At 67.0% G+C, this 18294-nt stretch carries 18 protein-coding genes; 6 read left to right on the plus strand and 12 right to left on the minus strand.

Annotated features, from left to right (window positions below; translation table 11 throughout):
• The first annotated feature begins 159 nt into the window (after positions 1-159).
• Positions 160-696 (plus strand): DUF922 domain-containing Zn-dependent protease, encoded by a 537-nt coding sequence (locus EDF74_RS12475; protein ID WP_184997225.1) that lies wholly within the window; start codon positions 160-162, stop codon positions 694-696.
• A gap of 231 nt (positions 697-927) precedes the next feature.
• Here the strand turns inward: EDF74_RS12475 and EDF74_RS12480 are convergent, their stop codons facing one another.
• Positions 928-1314, minus strand: a complete 387-nt coding sequence (locus EDF74_RS12480; protein WP_260232255.1) for a DUF6713 family protein — start codon at positions 1312-1314, stop codon at positions 928-930.
• A 133-nt stretch (positions 1315-1447) separates the two neighbouring features.
• On the opposite strand from EDF74_RS12480, the gene EDF74_RS12485 reads away from it, so the two are divergent.
• Both EDF74_RS12485 and EDF74_RS12490 read left to right on the plus strand, forming a co-directional pair.
• Positions 1448-1918, plus strand: coding sequence for a PA2169 family four-helix-bundle protein (locus tag EDF74_RS12485; RefSeq protein ID WP_123730402.1), 471 nt, complete (start codon positions 1448-1450; stop codon positions 1916-1918).
• Between the two features lie 117 nt (positions 1919-2035).
• Positions 2036-2281 carry a hypothetical protein gene (locus EDF74_RS12490; RefSeq protein WP_123730403.1) on the plus strand — a complete coding sequence of 82 codons (246 nt, stop codon included), beginning with the start codon at positions 2036-2038 and terminating at the stop codon, positions 2279-2281.
• A gap of 90 nt (positions 2282-2371) precedes the next feature.
• Here EDF74_RS12490 and EDF74_RS18250 read toward each other — a convergent pair whose 3' ends face one another.
• Complete coding sequence (locus tag EDF74_RS18250; RefSeq protein ID WP_184997227.1) at positions 2372-2539, minus strand: hypothetical protein; 168 nt, start codon at positions 2537-2539, stop codon at positions 2372-2374.
• A 202-nt stretch (positions 2540-2741) separates the two neighbouring features.
• A complete protein-coding gene (locus EDF74_RS12495; protein WP_148045952.1) occupies positions 2742-3668 on the minus strand; it encodes a hypothetical protein in 927 nt (308 codons plus the stop codon).
• 157 nt (positions 3669-3825) lie between these two features.
• Here EDF74_RS12495 and EDF74_RS12500 point away from each other — a divergent pair, with 157 nt between their 5' ends.
• Entirely contained in the window at positions 3826-4509 is a 684-nt protein-coding gene (locus EDF74_RS12500) for a lysozyme inhibitor LprI family protein (RefSeq protein WP_123730405.1), read from the plus strand.
• A gap of 18 nt (positions 4510-4527) precedes the next feature.
• On the opposite strand, the gene EDF74_RS12505 is transcribed toward EDF74_RS12500, so the two are convergent.
• The 3 genes from EDF74_RS12505 to EDF74_RS12515 form a co-directional block, all read right to left on the minus strand.
• The gene (locus tag EDF74_RS12505; protein WP_123730406.1) at positions 4528-5193 is read right to left on the minus strand and encodes a DUF3011 domain-containing protein; all 666 of its coding nucleotides are present in this window, start codon (positions 5191-5193) and stop codon (positions 4528-4530) included.
• A gap of 158 nt (positions 5194-5351) precedes the next feature.
• Entirely contained in the window at positions 5352-5750 is a 399-nt protein-coding gene (locus tag EDF74_RS12510) for a response regulator (protein ID WP_123730407.1), read from the minus strand.
• Between the two features lie 122 nt (positions 5751-5872).
• Positions 5873-6637 (minus strand): CPBP family intramembrane glutamic endopeptidase, encoded by a 765-nt coding sequence (locus tag EDF74_RS12515; protein ID WP_123730408.1) that lies wholly within the window; start codon positions 6635-6637, stop codon positions 5873-5875.
• A 153-nt stretch (positions 6638-6790) separates the two neighbouring features.
• Between EDF74_RS12515 and EDF74_RS12520 the strand changes: the two genes are divergently transcribed.
• Positions 6791-7093 (plus strand): zf-TFIIB domain-containing protein, encoded by a 303-nt coding sequence (locus tag EDF74_RS12520; protein WP_123730409.1) that lies wholly within the window; start codon positions 6791-6793, stop codon positions 7091-7093.
• A gap of 18 nt (positions 7094-7111) precedes the next feature.
• Here EDF74_RS12520 and EDF74_RS12525 read toward each other — a convergent pair whose 3' ends face one another.
• The 6 genes from EDF74_RS12525 to EDF74_RS12550 form a co-directional block, all read right to left on the minus strand.
• Positions 7112-7624, minus strand: a complete 513-nt coding sequence (locus EDF74_RS12525; protein ID WP_123730410.1) for a GNAT family N-acetyltransferase — start codon at positions 7622-7624, stop codon at positions 7112-7114.
• Positions 7625-7724: 100 nt separating this feature from the next.
• Complete coding sequence (locus EDF74_RS12530) at positions 7725-8726, minus strand: copper resistance protein B (protein ID WP_123730411.1); 1002 nt, start codon at positions 8724-8726, stop codon at positions 7725-7727.
• Positions 8723-10516 carry a copper resistance system multicopper oxidase gene (locus EDF74_RS12535; protein WP_123730412.1) on the minus strand — a complete coding sequence of 598 codons (1794 nt, stop codon included), beginning with the start codon at positions 10514-10516 and terminating at the stop codon, positions 8723-8725. The genes EDF74_RS12530 and EDF74_RS12535 overlap by 4 nt, the downstream gene beginning before the upstream one ends.
• A gap of 104 nt (positions 10517-10620) precedes the next feature.
• Entirely contained in the window at positions 10621-11016 is a 396-nt protein-coding gene (locus tag EDF74_RS12540) for a CopL family metal-binding regulatory protein (protein WP_123730413.1), read from the minus strand.
• A 94-nt stretch (positions 11017-11110) separates the two neighbouring features.
• On the minus strand, positions 11111-12916 hold the full coding sequence (gene recQ, locus EDF74_RS12545; RefSeq protein ID WP_123730414.1) for a DNA helicase RecQ: 1806 nt from the start codon (positions 12914-12916) through the stop codon (positions 11111-11113).
• A 609-nt stretch (positions 12917-13525) separates the two neighbouring features.
• The gene (locus EDF74_RS12550) at positions 13526-14077 is read right to left on the minus strand and encodes a Dps family protein (protein WP_019185151.1); all 552 of its coding nucleotides are present in this window, start codon (positions 14075-14077) and stop codon (positions 13526-13528) included.
• 96 nt (positions 14078-14173) lie between these two features.
• On the opposite strand from EDF74_RS12550, the gene hrpA reads away from it, so the two are divergent.
• Positions 14174-18277 (plus strand): ATP-dependent RNA helicase HrpA, encoded by a 4104-nt coding sequence (gene hrpA / locus EDF74_RS12555; protein WP_123730415.1) that lies wholly within the window; start codon positions 14174-14176, stop codon positions 18275-18277.
• The last annotated feature ends 17 nt before the right edge of the window (positions 18278-18294 follow it).

Here is an 18294-nt window from a genome sequence, read left to right on the forward strand (position 1 = left end):
TCCATGATGAAGGCGACCGCGAGGTCGCCTTTTTCATGTCTCCGGTTCTGCCCGGATCGCATGAAGCCCCCCTCCCTCCGCATGGAACGCGTCGTGAGCAACCACTTCCCACATCCCCCGTCTGCCTCCCGTCGTCGCGCGATCCTGCATGGCGCTGCAATGGCCCTTGCCCTGATCGCCCTGGATGCGGGGGCCGCGCAGGATCTGACGATCACCTACTACGACGTGCAGGGCGGCAACCTGCAGGAACTGCGCGCGTCCTTGAATGCGCGCGGGCCCGTCGGCAAGGACGGCGCGCGCCATCACGGCCACGTGGACTGGCAAGTTGGCTGGAACTACGACTACGCCCCGCGAGGGGGCGGCTGCAGAATCGGCAAGCTGCGCGTGGATGTGAGGGCCACCATGGTGCTGCCGCGCTGGACCGCCGCCGATACAGCGCCTGCGTCGCTGCAACAGGAGTGGGCGCGCTACAGCCAGGCGTTGCGGGTGCACGAAGACGGCCATGCAGCCCATCCCGGTCAAGCTGCCGAGGAAATCCAGCGGCGGTTCGCGGCAGTTGGCGGTGGGATGCGCTGCCCGCAGCTCGGTGAGGAACTCAACCGTATCGGGCAAGCGGTTCTCGATGAATACGCCGCGCGCGATAAACAGTACGACGACACCACCGAACATGGTGCCACGCAGGGTGCGCGTCTCTAGCCCGTAGGAATTCTCACAGCCTCATGCGCGTTTCCCCGACGCCCAGCGAGGAAGTGACCGATGCCCACGGATGGCTCCCACGCGCACGCTACCCCTCCAGACCTTGAGCGCCGCAGGCCCGTTTCCGTGTGATGCGGTGGGTACACGGCGGGTCGATGCGGGGCGGCGGCATGGCAATGGGAATGGATGTTCTGCAGACGGCACTCGTCTTTGCGACGGTGCTGGCCGCTTTCACCGGGTTGCAGTCCGCGTGGCGGTACGTATCGAGCGCAGCAACCAAAGCGCCGAGACCAGACAGGTGAGAATGACCGCCATCGACAACGGCAGGTGGAAGGCGCGATGCCCGAACGCGGCAAAGCCAACGTGGATGGCGAACGTGGCCAGGCCCAGCGCGGCGCAGAGGAGCGCGTAACCGCGCGCCTTGCTGGTTTGCAGCACCACATGTCGGTAGCCGACCAGCAGGATGCCCACTGCGATCAGATTGAACACCACGAAGCCCTGAACGCCGCCGGGTAGCAGGAACATCTCCCACTCGCGCCAGAAGGCGGCATCGATCTGATGGAGGATCAGGGCGAGCAGGGTGGAGAAGTAGCTTCGTTCCATGCGCAGCGCGGCCATCAACACTGCGGATCCTGCAGCGGCCGTAGTGTAGCGGGCGATCGATCCCCCCTCACACAATCCTCCCCCACGCAGGCGCAGGATCAAACGGTAACGGGCCACAGTGGGATCTGCGATTCCACGGAGCGGTGTCATGAATACCGACAATAACGGCCAAACGGTACGCGGGCTCAATCAGATCATCAGCATTGCGCGCGATGGTCACGGCATATACGCCAGGGCCGTCGCGGGCGTGCAGGTAACGGATCCGACGTTGAGCGCGCTGATGATGCGCATGGCCGCGTCCAAGACCAAGGTCGTCACGGAGGTCACCACGCTGGTGCGTCGCGCTGGCGGACAGCCGGCACTGCATGGGACGCTCGGAGGGCATGTGCGCGGTGGGTTCGGGTGGTTCGGCACGGTGCTCGGCGATGCCGGCATCCAGTACGTGAGCGAGAGCCATGCGGCCGAAGCCCGTCTGGTTCGCGCGATGGAAGCGACCGTCCACCACCACGCACTGTCCGGGCAGGCACGCCGCACCCTCGGCAACCTGCTGCGGGAGACGCGGTTGTGCTGGGACGATATGCGCCAGCAGCTGGCGACGCTGCGCGAGCGTGATCCCTGATCCATCCGCCTGGCGCAGTTGCCGCCACGGCAACGCGACGGCCGGCGTCCGCCGCCGTCATCACAGATCAAGAAGAAGGCGCGCGCGCACCAGTGCAGGCCGACACGGAGACACACCATGAACATCGTATTGCAAGACGCCACCGGGCGACGATTGCGTCTGGGCGGATCATGCCTGGTGGAAGATGGCGTGCTGTATTACCGCCGGATGATGCTGGTGGCGATCGGGGAAGGCGTTCGCCTCGCACCCTCGGTGCTGGACGTGATCAACGCGTCTGTCGCAGGCAGTGCGTGGGTATTGGACGATGACGTGCCGACCGGCGTCATGACGAGCCTCGAGCTGTCCCTACACGCGATGCGGTGATGGCGTTGCTGCGAGCCAGGTAAACCTGTCAGGGCTGCGCGGTTGCGCAGCCCCACCCTGTAACAGAGGGAATCCAGTAGCAGAGGAAACTTACTTCTGCTGCGGCTTGTTGCCAGCATCAGGCGCTTTCTTGGTGTCCTGTTCCTGCTTCTGCTGCTGCCTGGCCTGCGCGTCCTTGCGTTCCTGGTCGGACTGCGGCGCGTTCTGGGCGTTGGCCGCATTCTTCACGTTGTTTTCGTTGTTCTGCATGTTGGACATGGGTGACTCCAAGGCGACGTGATGTCGCAGCACCATCGTGGACCTGCCGCTGTTACTCGAGGGTCGCACTGGGATGAGCATCGGGTCAGGGTAGTCTCATGACCAAGTGCTACACCGCGTGGGTGTGACCACCCACGACGCTGCTGGTCCACAACGTCCCTTCATCCGAGGCGCCGAGTTGGTGGACGCGGCCGTCTATGTATCAGGATTGGCAGAGTGTCCCGCAATGGTCGGTGCTGAACCCGGCAATGGCCTGCTGCAGGAGCGGAACGTCGCTTGGGTCCACCTGTTCCAGCGCCTCCTTCAACGCGTCGCGCACCGGCTGCCGTTGCGCGGGCTGCAGCATCTGCGCGTAAGGCGCCGCCGTCTCCGCCAGCGCACGGACCAGGGTCCGCTTCAGCGTGCTGCCCGCCGCCTGGGCACGCATCACCTCCAGCATCTCCAGATACTGGCGTTGCGCATTGCGGCGAAGGGTGTCGGTGCCGCCCGGTCCCAGACCGGCAAGCTCTGCGGGCGTTGCAACGGTCAGCCACGCATCCACCAGTGGCTGCATCCGTGCACCGCACTGCAGCAGGTACGGCAGCAGCAGGCCCAGCTGTGCCTGGAAGCGCTCGGCGTTGTGGTTGCCTTGGCGGGCCTGCTCGCCGGAATGGAGGAGCACGGCTGCTGGCATCGCACCCATGCCGAACTGCATCAACCGGGTAGACAGCGTTACGCCGTACTGGCACGCGTTGGTCAGCAGACCCAGGTCCGCCGTCGCGTAGTCCGGCGCCAGGACGTCGGTCGTGTTGGTCACCGCCGCCAGCAGTTGCATGGCGCGTGGGCTGTCGAGCTGCTCCGGTGCCTTGTCGGCGTCGGCTTGCTGCAGCAGTTGCAGGTAATCGCGCGTGGCTTCGTACTGCGCCATGAACTGCGGCGGTATGTCATCGGCACGTGCGGGTGAGGCGACCAGAAACAACACGAGGAGGGCCGCGCCCAGCGGTGTCTGGGCAGGCGCACGCGCCGGCCATGCCAGTCGTCGCGTGAGAGAAGAAAACGGGCTGCCACTCATCCGGAGCATGGTCCTTGGATCGATTCGGGCATGGAGCGTAGGTGACCCGGGGCAGGGCGGCAACCCGGTGCGCAGCATCGCCGGGGCATCCTGCGGGTGCCCGGCAATCGGTTGTCCTCGAATGACGGTGAGCAGAGATGCAGGCGTGGCCCACGAGCGGTCTGCCTGTGCACACCGCAGAACCGCTTACGGGGGCACAATAGCCAGTCATTCGCTGATCGATGTTGGAGGTGCCATGAACCGTTTCGTCCTGCTGGGTGTGGGGGCGCTTGCGCTCGCGGCCTGTTCCAAGCCGGCGCCGTCCGATACCGCGACTCCGGCAGAGCCTGCCGCGCCGGCCACGTCGGCCCCCGCTGCCAGCGCGCCCGCCGCCCCCGCCAGCCCGACCCTGCAGCCGCCGTCGTTCGATTGCGCCAAGGCGCAGTCCGAGGCGGAGACGCTGGTGTGCGGCGACGCGCGCCTGGCCGCGCTGGATCGCCAGCTGGCCGCGCTCTACAAGCGGGTGCAGACCAGCCCGGACGAGCTGGACATCGCGGCCGAACAGCGGGGCTGGATCAAGGGGCGTGATGCCTGTTCGCGCGCGGTCGATCCGCACCGTTGTCTCGTGGAGTCCTATCAGACCCGGCTGGTCGAGCTGACCATCAATGGCGGCGGCATCCAGGTACCCGCGACGGTGGAGTACCGCTGTGATGACAACAGCAAGCCGGTGACCGCCGTGTTCTACAACGATATCGACCCGACCGCGGCCGTGGTCAGCTGGGGCAGGGATCAGGCCATCGTGTTCCCGGTGCCGGTCACCAAGGACGACAACAACGGCGGTCGCTGGGGGCGCGAAGGTGTCGACCTGCGCACCCACAACGACCAGACCACGCTGGAGTTCTACGGCACCACCCTGCAGTGCCAGATCGCCAGGGGATGACGATCACCGCCGCGTCGCTCAACGCACGCGGCGGTAGCGCACTTCGTTCTGCCGGTCGCCCACTTCAGTGGTGACAAAGCCATCGCGGCTCTGGCTGATGTCGAACACACTGCTGCCGACGTTGAGCTGGCCGCCGTTGATCCAGCCGTTCAAGGTCTGGCCACGTGTCTGTGCGCTCATGCGGCCATCGCTGTCGATGCGCATGCGGATGTCGGCGTTGAAGGTAGGGTTGTAGCCCTCGAACTCGCCGATCATCCAGCCGGGGACATACGAGCTGTGCCGGGCGCCCTGGTAGCTGTCATCGTCGTAGCGCGCATCATCCTTGTCGGCGTTGTGCGCCAACGCGCCGAGAATCGCCGCGCCGATCAGAACGCCGGCGGCGACCTTGGCGTCGTGGTTGTCCTTGTCGTGGCGGTCATCGCGATCGCTGTCGCCATGTACACGGAACGAGGCGCGGCAGCCATCGTCGACCCAGACCTCACGACGGTCGTAGTCCCAGTTGCGGCCCTGACGGCAGTCCGCACCGGACAGTTTGCGGTCCAGGGTGACGTAGCCGGCGCGAGGCAGGGTGCAGGACTGATAGCGATTGTCGCGGCTCTCGCAGGTGACGACGTCATCCGCGCGCGCGTCGTCCAACGGCAGCATCAACAGCAAGGGTGTAGCCAGCAGCATACGGAAGAGCATGTCGTCGATTCCGGCAAGGAAAAGGAGCGTGTCGCATCGTATGGAAAGCGGGAGACCCCCGTTCCCGGCACCGACGATGGCCACGCGGACATGAAATCCGGATGAAGGTCACTCAGCGGCGCGCTCGGACGGCCGCCGGCCGTTGCAGGCGACTCGCCTCAGGCGCAGGCCGCCAGCGGCTGCTGGAAGCAGGCGCGGATCGCGTCGAGCAGCTCGCTCATGCTGTAGGGCTTGGGCAGAAAATGCATGCCCGGACCGAGCTGCGGCACCACCACGGAGGGCTCCAGGCCCGAGGTGACCAGCACCGGCAGCCCGGGCTGTTCCTGCTTGACCCGATGCGCCGCCTCGATGCCACTCACCGCGCCCAGGCAGACATCGGTGAACACCAGGTCGAAGCGCTCGCCGGCCTGCAGCAGGCCCAGCGCGGCTTCGGCGGAGCTGACCGCCACGACTTCGCAGGCCTGGCTTTCCAGGGCCATGCGGCTGAGCTCGCGGGTGTCTTCGGTATCTTCGATCAACAGCACGCGCGGTTCGGGATGGTGCTTGGACAACAACATGGAGCGTGGTTCCGGCTTTCCCCCGGAGAGGGGCGCGCAATTATCGCGGGGCGCTGGTGAGGAGATCGTTGACGCCGCCGAAATGCCCGGTGAACCGGCCGTGCTGCCCGCGTTGGCGCGGGTCAGGCGAGGGCGAGTGAACGTTTCCGACGGCGCTGCCAGGCCCACACCAGCCCGACCGCCAGGCCCGCCGCCGACAGGCGCAGCACCGTCGCCGGCCAGCCGACGGCAGTCGCCTCGGTGATCACGAACACGTTCCACGCCAGATTGAGCGACACGTGCAGGGCCAGTCCGCTCCACAGGGTGTAATCGTCCAGCGTATTGAGCCAGGCGAACACCAGCCCGCCGATGCCGGTGATGGCGAACACCTGTAGCGCCATGCCCCCGCCGCCGCCGAACGACCACCAGTGGATCGCACCGAAGACCACCGCCTGCACGAGCGCAGCGGCCAGCCACGGCCAGCGCTGCTGGCGGTGGGCGAAGATGAAACCGAAGCCGCGGAAAATGATTTCCTCGGCCAGCGGGAACAACACCCCGAGCATCAGCAGGGCCAGCAGGTCCTGGGTGGGATTCACCCCGCCCAGCCACCACAGGCCGAGCCAGCAGGGCAGGGTCGCCAGCAGGGCCAGCGCCGGACCCTGCCAGCCATTCCAGCGCAACCCGAGCAGCGCGTGCAGGCGCTGCCCGGGGCGCAGCAGCAGTGCACCCACGGCCAGCACCAGCAGCACGCCCAGACCGTTGTCGAGGATGGCGCCGCCATAGGGAATTGGCAGCGTCGAAATTGGCGTGCCCAGCCACGCGGCGAGGTCGCGCAGATTGATCGACACGGCCAGGGTCAGCACCAGCACACAGGCGGCCAGCCACGCAGGCAGGCGAAGGGACGACATGGGACGCTCCATATCCAGGGACTGGGCGGATTGTTGGGCACGGCCGCAGCGGCAGCATGGGGCATTGGTCGGGGGGCCATCGGTCATGGCCGCGTTGCACCACGGTCAGGTATGACCGGCTAGAGTGCGGCTTTGCCCCTTGGATTACCGCCCATGCAATGCCCCGTATGCAAAACCCAAGCGCTGCAGATGTCCGAGCGTCAGGGCATCGAGATCGACTACTGCCCGCAGTGCCGTGGCGTGTGGCTGGACCGTGGTGAACTGGACAAGATCATCGAGCGCTCCGCCAGTGCCGCAGCGCCTGCGCCCGCCCCGGCACGCGCTGCTGCTCCGCCGCCGCCGGCCGCCGTGCAGCACCGCGATACACGCCATCTGGGCCAGCAGCAGTACGGCGATCAGCACGGCTACCGCAAGAAGAAGAAAGAGAGCTTCCTGTCGGACCTGTTCGACTTCTGATGCATGCCTGCGCTGCGCTCAGGCGCGGCGCAGGATGAACTCCCGGTCGACGCTCTCGCCGACCGGGAAATCGTATTCGCCCACCTTGCGGCAGCCATAGCGTGCGTAGAAGCGTTGCGCACCCAGATTCTCGGACCACGCGCCGATCCACAGCGTGCGCCGCTGCGGTTGATCCAGCCATGCCAGGAACGCGTCCATCAGGCGCGCGCCGTGACCACCCGCCTGGTGGCTGGCGAGCACGTACAGCCGCTTGAGCTCGATATCGCCTTCGGCAGCGTCCGCATGCGGCAGGCTGTTCGGGCCTGCGGCGAGATAGCCCACCACACGTTCGCCGTTGTCCAGCAGCCACGCCGCGTTGCGTGGATCGGCGAGCTCGCGGCGTTGCGGTTCGACCGCGTAATGGCTGTCCAGAAAATCGCGCAGGTCCTGCGGCGGGTAGGAATCGCCGAAGGTTTCGGTGTAGGTGGCGATGGCGATCGCCGACAGCGCAGCGGCATCGGCGACGGTGGCACGGCGGATGGTCAACGTCATGGCGCAAGGCAGGCAGGTGGGGCCGGCAGCTTACGCTATCGTCTGGGGTCGGCCGTAGTTCCGGGTACGTCGGTACCCGGAACCTGTCATGGTTGCCGGATCAGAACCAGACCCGCACGCCCGCCACCCAGCGGGTATCGCGCGCACCTTCGCCGGCTGCCTCGTGGTAGTCGGCGGTATCGCCGAACAACCGCTCGTGGCTGATGCCGATGTACGGTGCGAAGCGGCGGCTGAATTCATAGCGCAGGCGCAACCCGGCTTCGACCTTGTTGAGGCCCGCGCCGTTGCGATACGTGGGCTCGTCCTTGGCCGAGAAGGTGGCTTCCAGCAGCGGCTGCAGGATCAACCGGTTGGTCAGCAGCAGCTCGTATTCCACCTCGACCGTGGCCGCCAACTGACCGCCTTCGCCTAGATAGGCCGTGGCAGAGGTCTCGAACTTGTACGGCGCCAGGCCTTGGATGCCGAACGCCGCCCAGGTACGTGAATCGGCCGGCCGGAAATCCTGTTTCACGCCGACCAGTACATCCCACCACGGCGACACGCTGCGCCCATACATCACTTCCAGATCGGCCGATCCGGTACGGCCGTCACTGCGCTCGCCTTCGCTACGCACCCACAGCCGGTGGATGTTGCCGCCCACCCAGCCGCTGGCCTCCCAGGCCTGGCCGCTGCCGTGCTGGCCATCCCAGTGTTCGAGCCGGTTGACCAGCAGCAGGCTATGGATCTCCGGCGCATGCTCCATCGCGCCGTGGTCGATCGGCGGAAACGCGGCGAGCCGGTCGGCGGCGGTCACGGCCGGAATCGGTTCGAGCGGCTCGGTGGGCGCGGGCGCCCTCGGCACACCATGCCCCATCGCGGCGTGATCCATCGTCGAATGGTCCATCTGGCTGTGATCAGCGCTGCCGTGGTCCATCGTTGAATGGTCCATCTTGGTGTGATCCATGCTGCCGTGATCCATCGGGCGGTCATCCGCCGGTGATGCATCAGTCGTGGTCGGCGCCGTGGCATGGCCGGCATGCGACTGTGCCCAGACCGGTGCGGCCAACGCCAGCAGCAGGGCGGCGCTCAGTGCGGACAGCACGGTGAGAGGTGAGCGGCTCATTCTTCGATCCTCACTTCGCGCATCATGCCCGCTTCCATGTGGTACAGCAGGTGGCAGTGGTACGCCCAGCGCCCAAGCGCGTCGGCACGGACGCGGTAGGTGCGGCGGGTGCCGGGCGGCATGTCGATGGTGTGCTTGCGCAGGTGGAACTCGCCGTCCGCGTTTTCCAGATCGCTCCACACGCCGTGCAGATGGATCGGATGCTGCATCATCGTGTCGTTGACCAGCACGATGCGCATGCGCTCGCCGTAGGTCAGGCGCAGCGGTTCGGCGCTCGCGAACGGGATCCCGTCGAAGGACCAGCTGAATTTTTCCATGTGGCCGGTCAGGTGCAGCTCGACCTCGCGGCCGGGATCGCGCCCATCGGGATCGTCGAACAGGCTGCGCATCGCGCCGTAGGTGAGTACGTTGCGGCCGTTGTCGCGCAGGCCGATACCAGGATCATCCAGCTTGGGCGCGGTGGCCATGCTCTGCATGTCCACCAGCGGGTTGCCTTGCTCGCTGGCCGGGTGACGCGGCGCTTTGGGATCGGTGCCGTGTGCACCGTGGCCCATGCTGGCACCGCAGCCGCCTTCCATGCCCTTCATGTCGTGGCCCGCCATCCCGTTGGAGGCATGGCCCATGTCGTGGCCCATGTCACTCATGGTCAGCAGCGGGCGCGGGTCGCGCGCGGGGATCGGCGCCTGCAGGCCGTGGCGCACCGCCAGCGTGCCGGCGGCATAGCCGGTGCGGCCCATGTCCTGGCAGAAGATCGTGTACGCGTCCTGGCCGCTGGGTTCGACGATCACATCGAAGGTCTCGGCCGGGGCGATGCGGAATTCATCGATGCTGACCTGGTGGATGTACTGGCCATCGGCGGCGACCACGGTCATCTTCAGGCCGGGGATGCGCACGTCGAAATAGGTCATCGAGCCGCCGTTGATGAAGCGCAGCAGCACCTTTTCGCCACTGCGGAACAGCCCGGTCCAGTTGCCGGCCGGGGCGGTGCCGTTGAGCAGGTAGGTATAGGTGTGGGCGTTGATGTCGGAGATGTCGGTCGGCGTCATCCGCATCCGGCCCCACATGCCGCGGTCGGCGGTGGCCGCGGCCCAGCCGTCCTTGCGCACATCGCGCAGGAAGTCGGGCAGGGTGCGCTTGTAGTAGTTGTCGTGCTCGGCGAGCTTCTTCATGCGCCGGAACAGCGCGCCGGGGTCCAGGTCGGTCCAGTCCGAGAGCAGGATCACGTGCTCGCGGTCGGCGTGATACGGCGCCGGCTCCAGCGGGTCGATGATCAGCGCGCCGTACAGACCCGCCTGCTCCTGGAACATGGAATGGCTGTGATACCAGTACGTGCCGGACTGCTTGAGGGTAAAGCGGTACTGGTAGGCCTCGCCCGGGGCGATGCCGTTGAAGCTCAGGCCGGGCACGCCATCCATGTTGGCCGGCAGCAGCAGGCCGTGCCAGTGGATGGAGGTGGGGTGGGCCTGCAGCGTATTGGCCACGCGGATGTTGACCGTCTGGCCCTCGCGCCAGCGCAGGATCGGCGCCGGAAGGCTCCCATTGACGGTGATGGCCGGGCGGGTGTGGCCGGTGAAGTTGGCCACCGATTCGCCGATGCTCAGCTGCACGTCATGGCTGCTCAGGACCTGCGGGGCACCGGCAAGACCGGGGCCGGCGGCGGCGAACGCACGCGGGCTCAGGCCGGTGGCGGCCAGGCCGGCGACCACGCCGCCGGCAGCGACGCCCTGTACGAACAGGCGGCGCGACGGCATGGGCGGGGTGCCCGTGCCGGGTGTTTTTGGGAAAGACATTGCAACTCCGAATCCGATTCGAATGGCACACGTGGTGCCGTCATCGCACACACGCCGGGGCGCATGTGCAGAGCCTCAGGCCGGCGCTCGCAGCGCGCGGTGGATCAGGCGATCGGAGGGCGGGTGATGCGGTCCAGCGGGGGCATCGGCCGTGACGGATGCGCGGTCAGGATCGGCGCCAGCGACAACGGTGGCGGCGTGGCGATCCACGCGATCTGGACGGTCAGGCTGGGCTGCTGGGCACAGCTGCGCAGGCAGTCCTTGATCTTGCAATGGTCGCCATCGTGCGGGGCCTGGACGCCGGTGTCGGCGGTGGCCATGGCGTCGTGATGGTGCGCGGCAGGCATCGGTGCATCGCCATGGCAGGGCGGGCCGGGTGTGCTGGTGCGGGTCGGTTCGGCCATGGCCAGCGCCATGGGACCGGCCATGGCGACGTTCAGCCCGTTGAGCAACAGGCTGAGCATCAATACCACTCGCAGGAGCAGGCCACTGGCGGACATGGGGCTCACCTTACTGCCAAATCCGGGCGGTCGCACCTGCGGCTGAACACGTGGTTCAACTCTGGAGGCCGGTCCGTGCGGGCTTGCCCGGGCATCAGCCTTCCTCGCGCACGATCTCGACCAGGCGATCGCCATAGCGGGCCAGCTTGGTGCCACCGATGCCGCCGACCCGGCCGAGCGCATCGACACTGGTGGGACGCTGTTCGGCGATGTTGCGCAGGGTGCTGTCGTGGAAGATCACGAAGGCCGGCACGTTCTGCTCGCGCGCGAGTTCGGCACGCAGGCCGCGCAGGGCATTGAACAGGGCCAGGTCCTGCGGCAGCACCGCCAGGCCGGTGCGCTGGCCGCTGCGGTCGCGCTCGCGGGCGGCCTTGGGTGTCTCGCGGCGCATCATGACCTTGCGCTGGCCCTTGAGCACCTCGCGGCTGCCATCGGTCAGGCGCAGACCACCGTAGGCGCTGCTGTCCACCTCGAGCAGGCTGGAGGCGACCAGCTGGCGGAACACGCTGCGCCAGGTGCGGGCGTCGAGATCCTTGCCGATGCCGTAGGTGCTCAATTCGGTGTGTCCGAACTGGCGCACCTTCTCGTTGTCGCCGCCGCGCAGGATGTCGATCAGGTGGCCCACGCCGAAGCGCTGGCCGCTGCGGTAGACGCAGCTCAGCGCCTTCTGGGCGGCAACGCTGGCATCCCACGCATCCGGTGGCAGCAGGCAGTTGTCGCAGTTGCCACAGGGCTGGGGGTAGGTTTCCCCGAACCCGGCCAGCAGGACCTGACGGCGGCACTGCATGGATTCGCAGTAGCCGAGCAGGTGATCGAGTTTGGACCGTTCGAGCGTTTTGCGGTCTTCGCCGGCTTCGGACTGTTCGATCATCTGCTTGAGCAGCACGACGTCGCCGAGCCCATAGCAGAGCCAGGCTTCGGCGGGCTCGCCATCACGGCCGGCGCGGCCGGTTTCCTGGTAATACCCTTCCATCGATTTGGGCAGATCGGTGTGCGCGACGAAGCGCACGTCCGGTTTATCGATGCCCATGCCGAAGGCGATGGTGGCGCACATCACGATGCCGTCCTCGCGCAGGAAGCGGCGCTGGTTGGCGGCGCGTACCTCCGCCGGCAGGCCAGCGTGGTAGGGCAGGGCGTTCATGCCCTCCTTGCACAGGAACTCGGCGGTTTCTTCCACCTTGCGCCGCGACATGCAGTAGACAATGCCGGCTTCCTGGCGGTGGACCTTGAGAAAGTCCAGCAGCTGGCGCTTGGCGTTGTCTTTCTGGACGACGGTGTAGCGGATGTTGGGACGGTCGAAGGAGCTGACGAAGTGCTGGGCGTTGGTCAGGTCCAGGCGTTCGGCGATTTCGCGCTGGGTCGGCGGATCGGCGGTGGCGGTCAGCGCGATGCGCGGGACGTCGGGCCAGCGCTCGTGCAGGACGGTGAGCTGGCGGTATTCAGGTCGGAAGTCGTGGCCCCACTGCGAGACGCAATGAGCTTCGTCGATGGCGAACAGGGCAATCGTGCTGCGCGAGAGCAGCGAGAGGAAGCGGCCGGTCAGCAGTCGCTCGGGGGCGACGTAGAGCATGTCCAGTTCGCCGGCAAGCAGTTCGCGTTCGACGCGGGCGGCGGTTTCGCCATCAAGGGTGGAGTTGAGGTATTCGGCGCGGACGCCGAGCTGGCGCAGGGCTTCGACCTGGTCCTGCATCAAGGCGATCAGCGGCGAGATGACGATGCCGGTGCCGTCGCGGAGCAGGGAGGGGACCTGGTAGCAGAGCGATTTGCCGCCGCCGGTGGGCATGAGGACGAGCGCGTCATTGCCGGCGGCGACATGCTCGACGATCGCCTGCTGCGGACCGCGGAATTCGTCGTAACCAAAGATGCGGCTGAGCAGGTCGTGCGCGGGGCGGGAAGACATCGCGCTAGTTTACCTTGCCCAGGCTACGGGCCGTGTCCTCTGATGCCGGATCGGTCTGTAGGAAAGCCGAGGCCGGAGCCAGAGTCAGAGTCATAGGCAGAGCTGAAGGCGCAAAGCGCCGGGCGTGTCCTCCTGCGGGGTTGGCGCGGTGTGGGTGGGTCTGCTGGACCCGCCGTGAACCCGTCCATGGGGGCTCGATGTGCGCCATCCATGGCGCACAACGGTCCTGCAGACCCACCCACACCGCGCCGTCGACACTTGGCTGGTCTTCAAAGGAGAGCCAGTCCAGAGCCAGTCACGCGCCAGTCAAACGCAGACAGGCGCCAATCGGCGCCTGTCTGCTGTTGCTTGCCTGTGACCTGTGGCCTGTTACCGCTTGCCGAAGAGGCCGCTCTGGCTTGCCCAACCGTCCATCCTGATCTGTCTGGCGAGTGGGGGCCAGGCCCTGACGGGACCGTCGTGCGCCATGGATGGCGCACGTCGAGCCCCCAAGGATGGGTTTACGGCGCGTCCCGGCGGGGCCTGGCCCCCGCTCGCCAACACGGAGACCCCGTCAGCCAAAGCCTTTGCCGTTGCCGTCAGTCAACCAAGCCCGCCAAAAACACATTCTTACTGCAGCAGCGAACGCAGCATCCAGGCGTACTTTTCGTGGGTCTGCAGACGCTGGGTCATCAGATCCTCGGTCGGCGCGTCGTCCGCATCGTCGGCCACATCCAGCACTTTGCGCGCCGTACGGCACACCGCCTCGTTGGCGGTGACCAACTGGCGTACCATTTCACGCCAGTCCGCGCTGTCGGTCAGGCCCGGCTCCTCGGCGATCGAGGTCAGGGCCGCGAACTCGCGGTACGAGCCCGGGGCATTGAAGCCCAGTGCACGGATGCGTTCGGCTACGTCATCCAGGGCCGCCCACTGTTCGGTGTACTGGGTCTCGAACATGGTGTGCAGCGAGTTGAACATCGACCCGGTCACGTTCCAATGGAAATTGTGGGTCTTCAGGTAGAGCGTGAACGCATCAGCCTGGAAGGCCGACAGTCCATCGGCGATCTTCTTGCGATCGCCCTCCTTGATCCCGATATCGATGTTCGGGGCCGACGGGGCCGCCGCGCCGAGCTTCTGCTTGGCAGTCTTGGGCTTTGCCGGGGTCTTGGTCGTCTTCGCCATGGGAGAACTCCTTATGGATGGGATGAATCGGATGGCCTTCACAATAGATCAGACTACCCTTTCAGTAGTAAACAAAAGTTCTAAACGAATCGATTGATGAGCGCTATCGAAAAACCACATGCAGCACGCCTGGCCCAGCAGCAGGCCGCCATCAACGGCGCCATGAGCCGCGACCGCGGTCGTTTGCTGGGGATGCTCTCGCGTTGGCGGGCCAAACCGGCGGATACGGGGCTGGCGGCGGCGTTCGAGCAGGCCTTGCAGGCGTCCGTGCAGCGCCGTGAAGCGCGTGCGCTGAATCAGCCGGCCATCACTCTGGACGAGCAACTGCCGATTGCGCGTGAAGCCGAGGCCATCACCGCGCTGATCCGCGACCATCAGGTCGTGGTGATCGCCGGTGAAACCGGCTCGGGCAAGACCACCCAGCTGCCCAAGCTGTGCCTGGCCGCCGGCCGTGGCACCGCCGGCATGATCGGCTGCACCCAGCCGCGACGGATCGCCGCACGTGCGGTGGCGACCCGCGTCGCGCAGGAACTGCAGTCCGAGCTGGGCACCACGGTGGGTTACCAGGTGCGCTTCACCGATCGCGTCGGTGACGATACCCGCATCAAATTCATGACCGACGGCATCCTGCTGGCCGAGATCAGCAGCGACCGCTGGCTGTCCAACTACGACACGATCATCGTCGACGAGGCGCACGAACGCAGCCTCAACATCGATTTCCTGCTGGGCTATCTCAAGCAGCTGCTGATCAAGCGCCCGGACCTGAAGCTGATCGTCACCTCGGCGACCATCGACACCTCGCGCTTTGCGCAGCATTTCGACGATGCCCCGGTGATCAGCGTGGAAGGCCGTACCTTCCCGGTGGAGGTGCGTTACCGGCCGCTGGAAGGTGAGGGCGGTGGCGAAGCCGACGGTGGGCGCGATGGCGAGCGCACCGTCAATGATGCGGTGGTCGCGGCGGTGGATGAAATCACCCGGATCGACCCGCGTGGCGACATCCTGTTGTTCTTCCCGGGCGAGCGCGAAATCCGCGATGCGCACCAGTCGCTGGAACGACGCAAGTACCGTGGCACCGACGTGCTGCCGCTATATGCGCGGCTGTCGGTCAAGGACCAGGACCTGGTGTTCAACCCGGGCGCCAACCGGCGCATCGTGCTGGCCACCAACGTGGCCGAAACGTCGCTGACGGTGCCGCGCATCCGCTATGTGATCGACCCCGGTTTCGCCCGCATCAAGCGCTACAGCCCGCGCCAGAAGCTGGACCGGTTGCATATCGAAGCGGTTTCGCAGGCCAGCGCCAACCAGCGCAAAGGCCGTTGCGGCCGCGTGTCCGAAGGCATCTGCTACCGGCTGTATTCCGAAGCGGATTTTCTGTCGCGCCCCGAGTTCACCGATCCGGAGATCCGCCGTTCCAGCCTGTCCGGGGTGATCCTGCGGATGCTGCAGCTGGGCCTGGGCCGGATCGAAGATTTTCCCTTCCTGGAGGCCCCGGACGAGCGTGCCGTCGCGGATGGCTGGCAGCAGCTGGGCGAACTGGGTGCGGTCGATGCCGAGCGTCGCCTGACCCCGATCGGGCGCCAGATGGCGCGCCTGCCGGTGGACGTGAAACTGGCCCGCATGCTGGTCGCCGCGCAGGCGCAGGGCTGCCTGCGCCCGATGCTGGTGATCGCCTCGTTCCTGGGCATCCAGGACCCGCGCGAACGCCCGCCGGAAGCGCGCGCCGCGGCCGACAACGCGCATGCGCTGTTCGCCGATGGGCGCTCGGAATTCGTCGGCGTGCTGCGGCTGTGGGATGGCTACCGCCAAGCCCATGAAGACCTGACCCAGTCCAAGCTGCGCGACTGGTGCGGCCGGCATTTCCTCGGCTTCCTGCGCATGCGCGAGTGGCGGGAGCTGCATCGCCAACTGCGCGTGCTGTGCGAGGAGCTGGGCTGGAGCGAGGAGCCCGCCGAGACCTCGCTGGCACCGCTGCTGGCCGGTTCTTCCGCACCGGCACCGGCACGCGATGACGAGGCGAAGATCAAGGCGACGCGCGGCCAGCAGCATCGTGCCGCGCGCTTGGCCCGTGAAGGAAAATCCGAGCCGACGCCTGTCGAGAGCAAGGTGGCGCCGGTCAAGGGCGTCGACGCGGAGGCGCGCAACGCCTTCAGCGACAAAGTGCGCGCCGCTGCCTACCAGACCCTGCACCGCGCGTTGATCGCCGGCCTGCCCACGCAGATCGGCCACCGCAGCGACAAGGGCGACTTCCTGGCACCGCGCCAGCGCCGCTTCCTGCCGTTCCCGGGCTCGACCCTGGCCAAGCGGCCGCCGCCGTGGCTGTTGACCGCGACGCTGCTGGATACCCAGAAGATCTGGGGCCTGACCAACGCGGCGATCGAGCCGGACTGGGTCATCAATGAGCTGCCCCACCTGCTGCTGCGCAAGCACTTTGACCCGCACTGGTCGCGCGCGCAGGGCCAGGTGCTGGCTTCGGAGCAGATCAGCCTGTTCGGCTTGGTGCTGGCCCCGAAGAAGCCGGTGCACTATGGCCGCATCGCTCCGGGCGAAGCGCACGACATCTTCGTGCGTCAGGCTCTGGTGACTGGCGAAATCAACACCCGTGCCGGCTTCGTCGCCGACAACCTCAAGGTGCTGGAGCAGGCGCGCGAAGAGGAGGCCAAGCTGCGCCGCGCCGGCATCGTCGCCGACGAAGGCTGGCAGGCGCGCTGGTACCTGGACCGGATCCCGGCCGAGATCCATTCGGCGATGGGCCTGGACACCTGGTGGAAGGCGCTGGCGCCGGAGAAACGCCGCGCGCTGTCGTGGACACTGGCCGATCTGCTGCCGGGCGAGGGCAGTGACGCCGAACGGTATCCCGCGTACCTGCCGCTGGGTGATGCACGGCTGCCGCTGCATTACACCTTCGAGCCGGGTGCCGACGAAGATGGCGTCACGTTGGAGGTGCCACTGCACCTGCTCAACGCGCTCGATCCGGCGCGGTTGTCGTGGCTGGCGCCGGGCTTCGTAGCCGACAAGGCTGCAGCCCTGATCCGCAGCCTGCCCAAGGCGATGCGCCGCAACTATGTGCCGGCACCGGACTTCGGGCGCGCGTTCGCCGAAGCGTTTGCCGAGCCGACCGCCGATGACATCCGTGGCGAGCTGGCACGGTTCCTGTCGCGTGCGACCGGTGCCAAGCTGGCCGCGACCGATTTCGATGACGCAGCGCTGGACGCCCATCTGCGCATGAACCTGCGGCTGCGCGATGCCGATGGCAAGGTGCTGGCGACCTCGCGCGATCTGGATGCACTGCGCGCCCGCTTCGGTGACAAGGCCGGTGATGCCTTTGCCGCACGCGCCGGCCGGGCACTGGCGGCCGACGGGCTGCGCGATTTCCCGGCCAGCCCGATTCCGTTGCAGGTGCCCGGCGAAGCGGGCGTGCCGGCCTACCCGGCCCTGGTCGACCAGGGCGAGACCGCCGCGTTGAAGATCTTTGCCGATCGCAACGAGGCGCTGGAGCAGCATCCGCTCGGCGTACGTCGATTGCTGGAGATCGCGCTGGCCGACAAGGCCAAGCAGGCACGCAAGCAACTGCCGGTGCCGCCCAAGACCGGGCTGCTGTATGCCGCGATCGAATCGCAGGAGCGCCTGCGCGGCGACCTGGTCGATGCCGCGATGAATGCCGTGCTCGCCGATGGCCTCGGTGATATCCGCGACCCGGCTGCGTTCGCCAAGCGCAGCGCGGAGGCGGGCAAGGCGCTGTTCGGCGAGGCGATGGCCCGCTTGAAGCTGGCCGAGAACATCCTGGCCCATGTGGCCGAACTCAAGCCGCAGCTGGAGGCGCCGCTGATGGGCTGGGCACGTGGCAATCTCGATGACATGGAGCAGCAGCTGGCGGCATTGGTCCATCCCGGCTTCCTGCGCGAGACTCCGGCCGATGCCCTGGCGCAGTTGCCGCGTTACCTGCGCGCCATGATCCTGCGCACCGAACGTGCCAAGCGCGATCCACCGCGCGACCAGGCACGGATGCTGGAACTGCGGCCGTTCGTGGATGCATTGGCCCAGGCCGAGGCGCGCGGTCTGCGGCAGCGGCCGCAATGGCAGGACCTGCGCTGGGATCTGGAAGAGCTGCGGGTGTCGCTGTTCGCCCAGGAACTGGGTGCCAGGACCGGCATTTCGGCCAAGAAGCTGGCCCAGCGCGTGGCGGCGCTGCAGAAGGCCTGATCCGGCTGGCGCCCCGT

Source organism: Stenotrophomonas rhizophila (genome assembly GCF_003751305.1).
In the GTDB taxonomy this organism is placed as follows: domain Bacteria; phylum Pseudomonadota; class Gammaproteobacteria; order Xanthomonadales; family Xanthomonadaceae; genus Stenotrophomonas; species Stenotrophomonas rhizophila_B.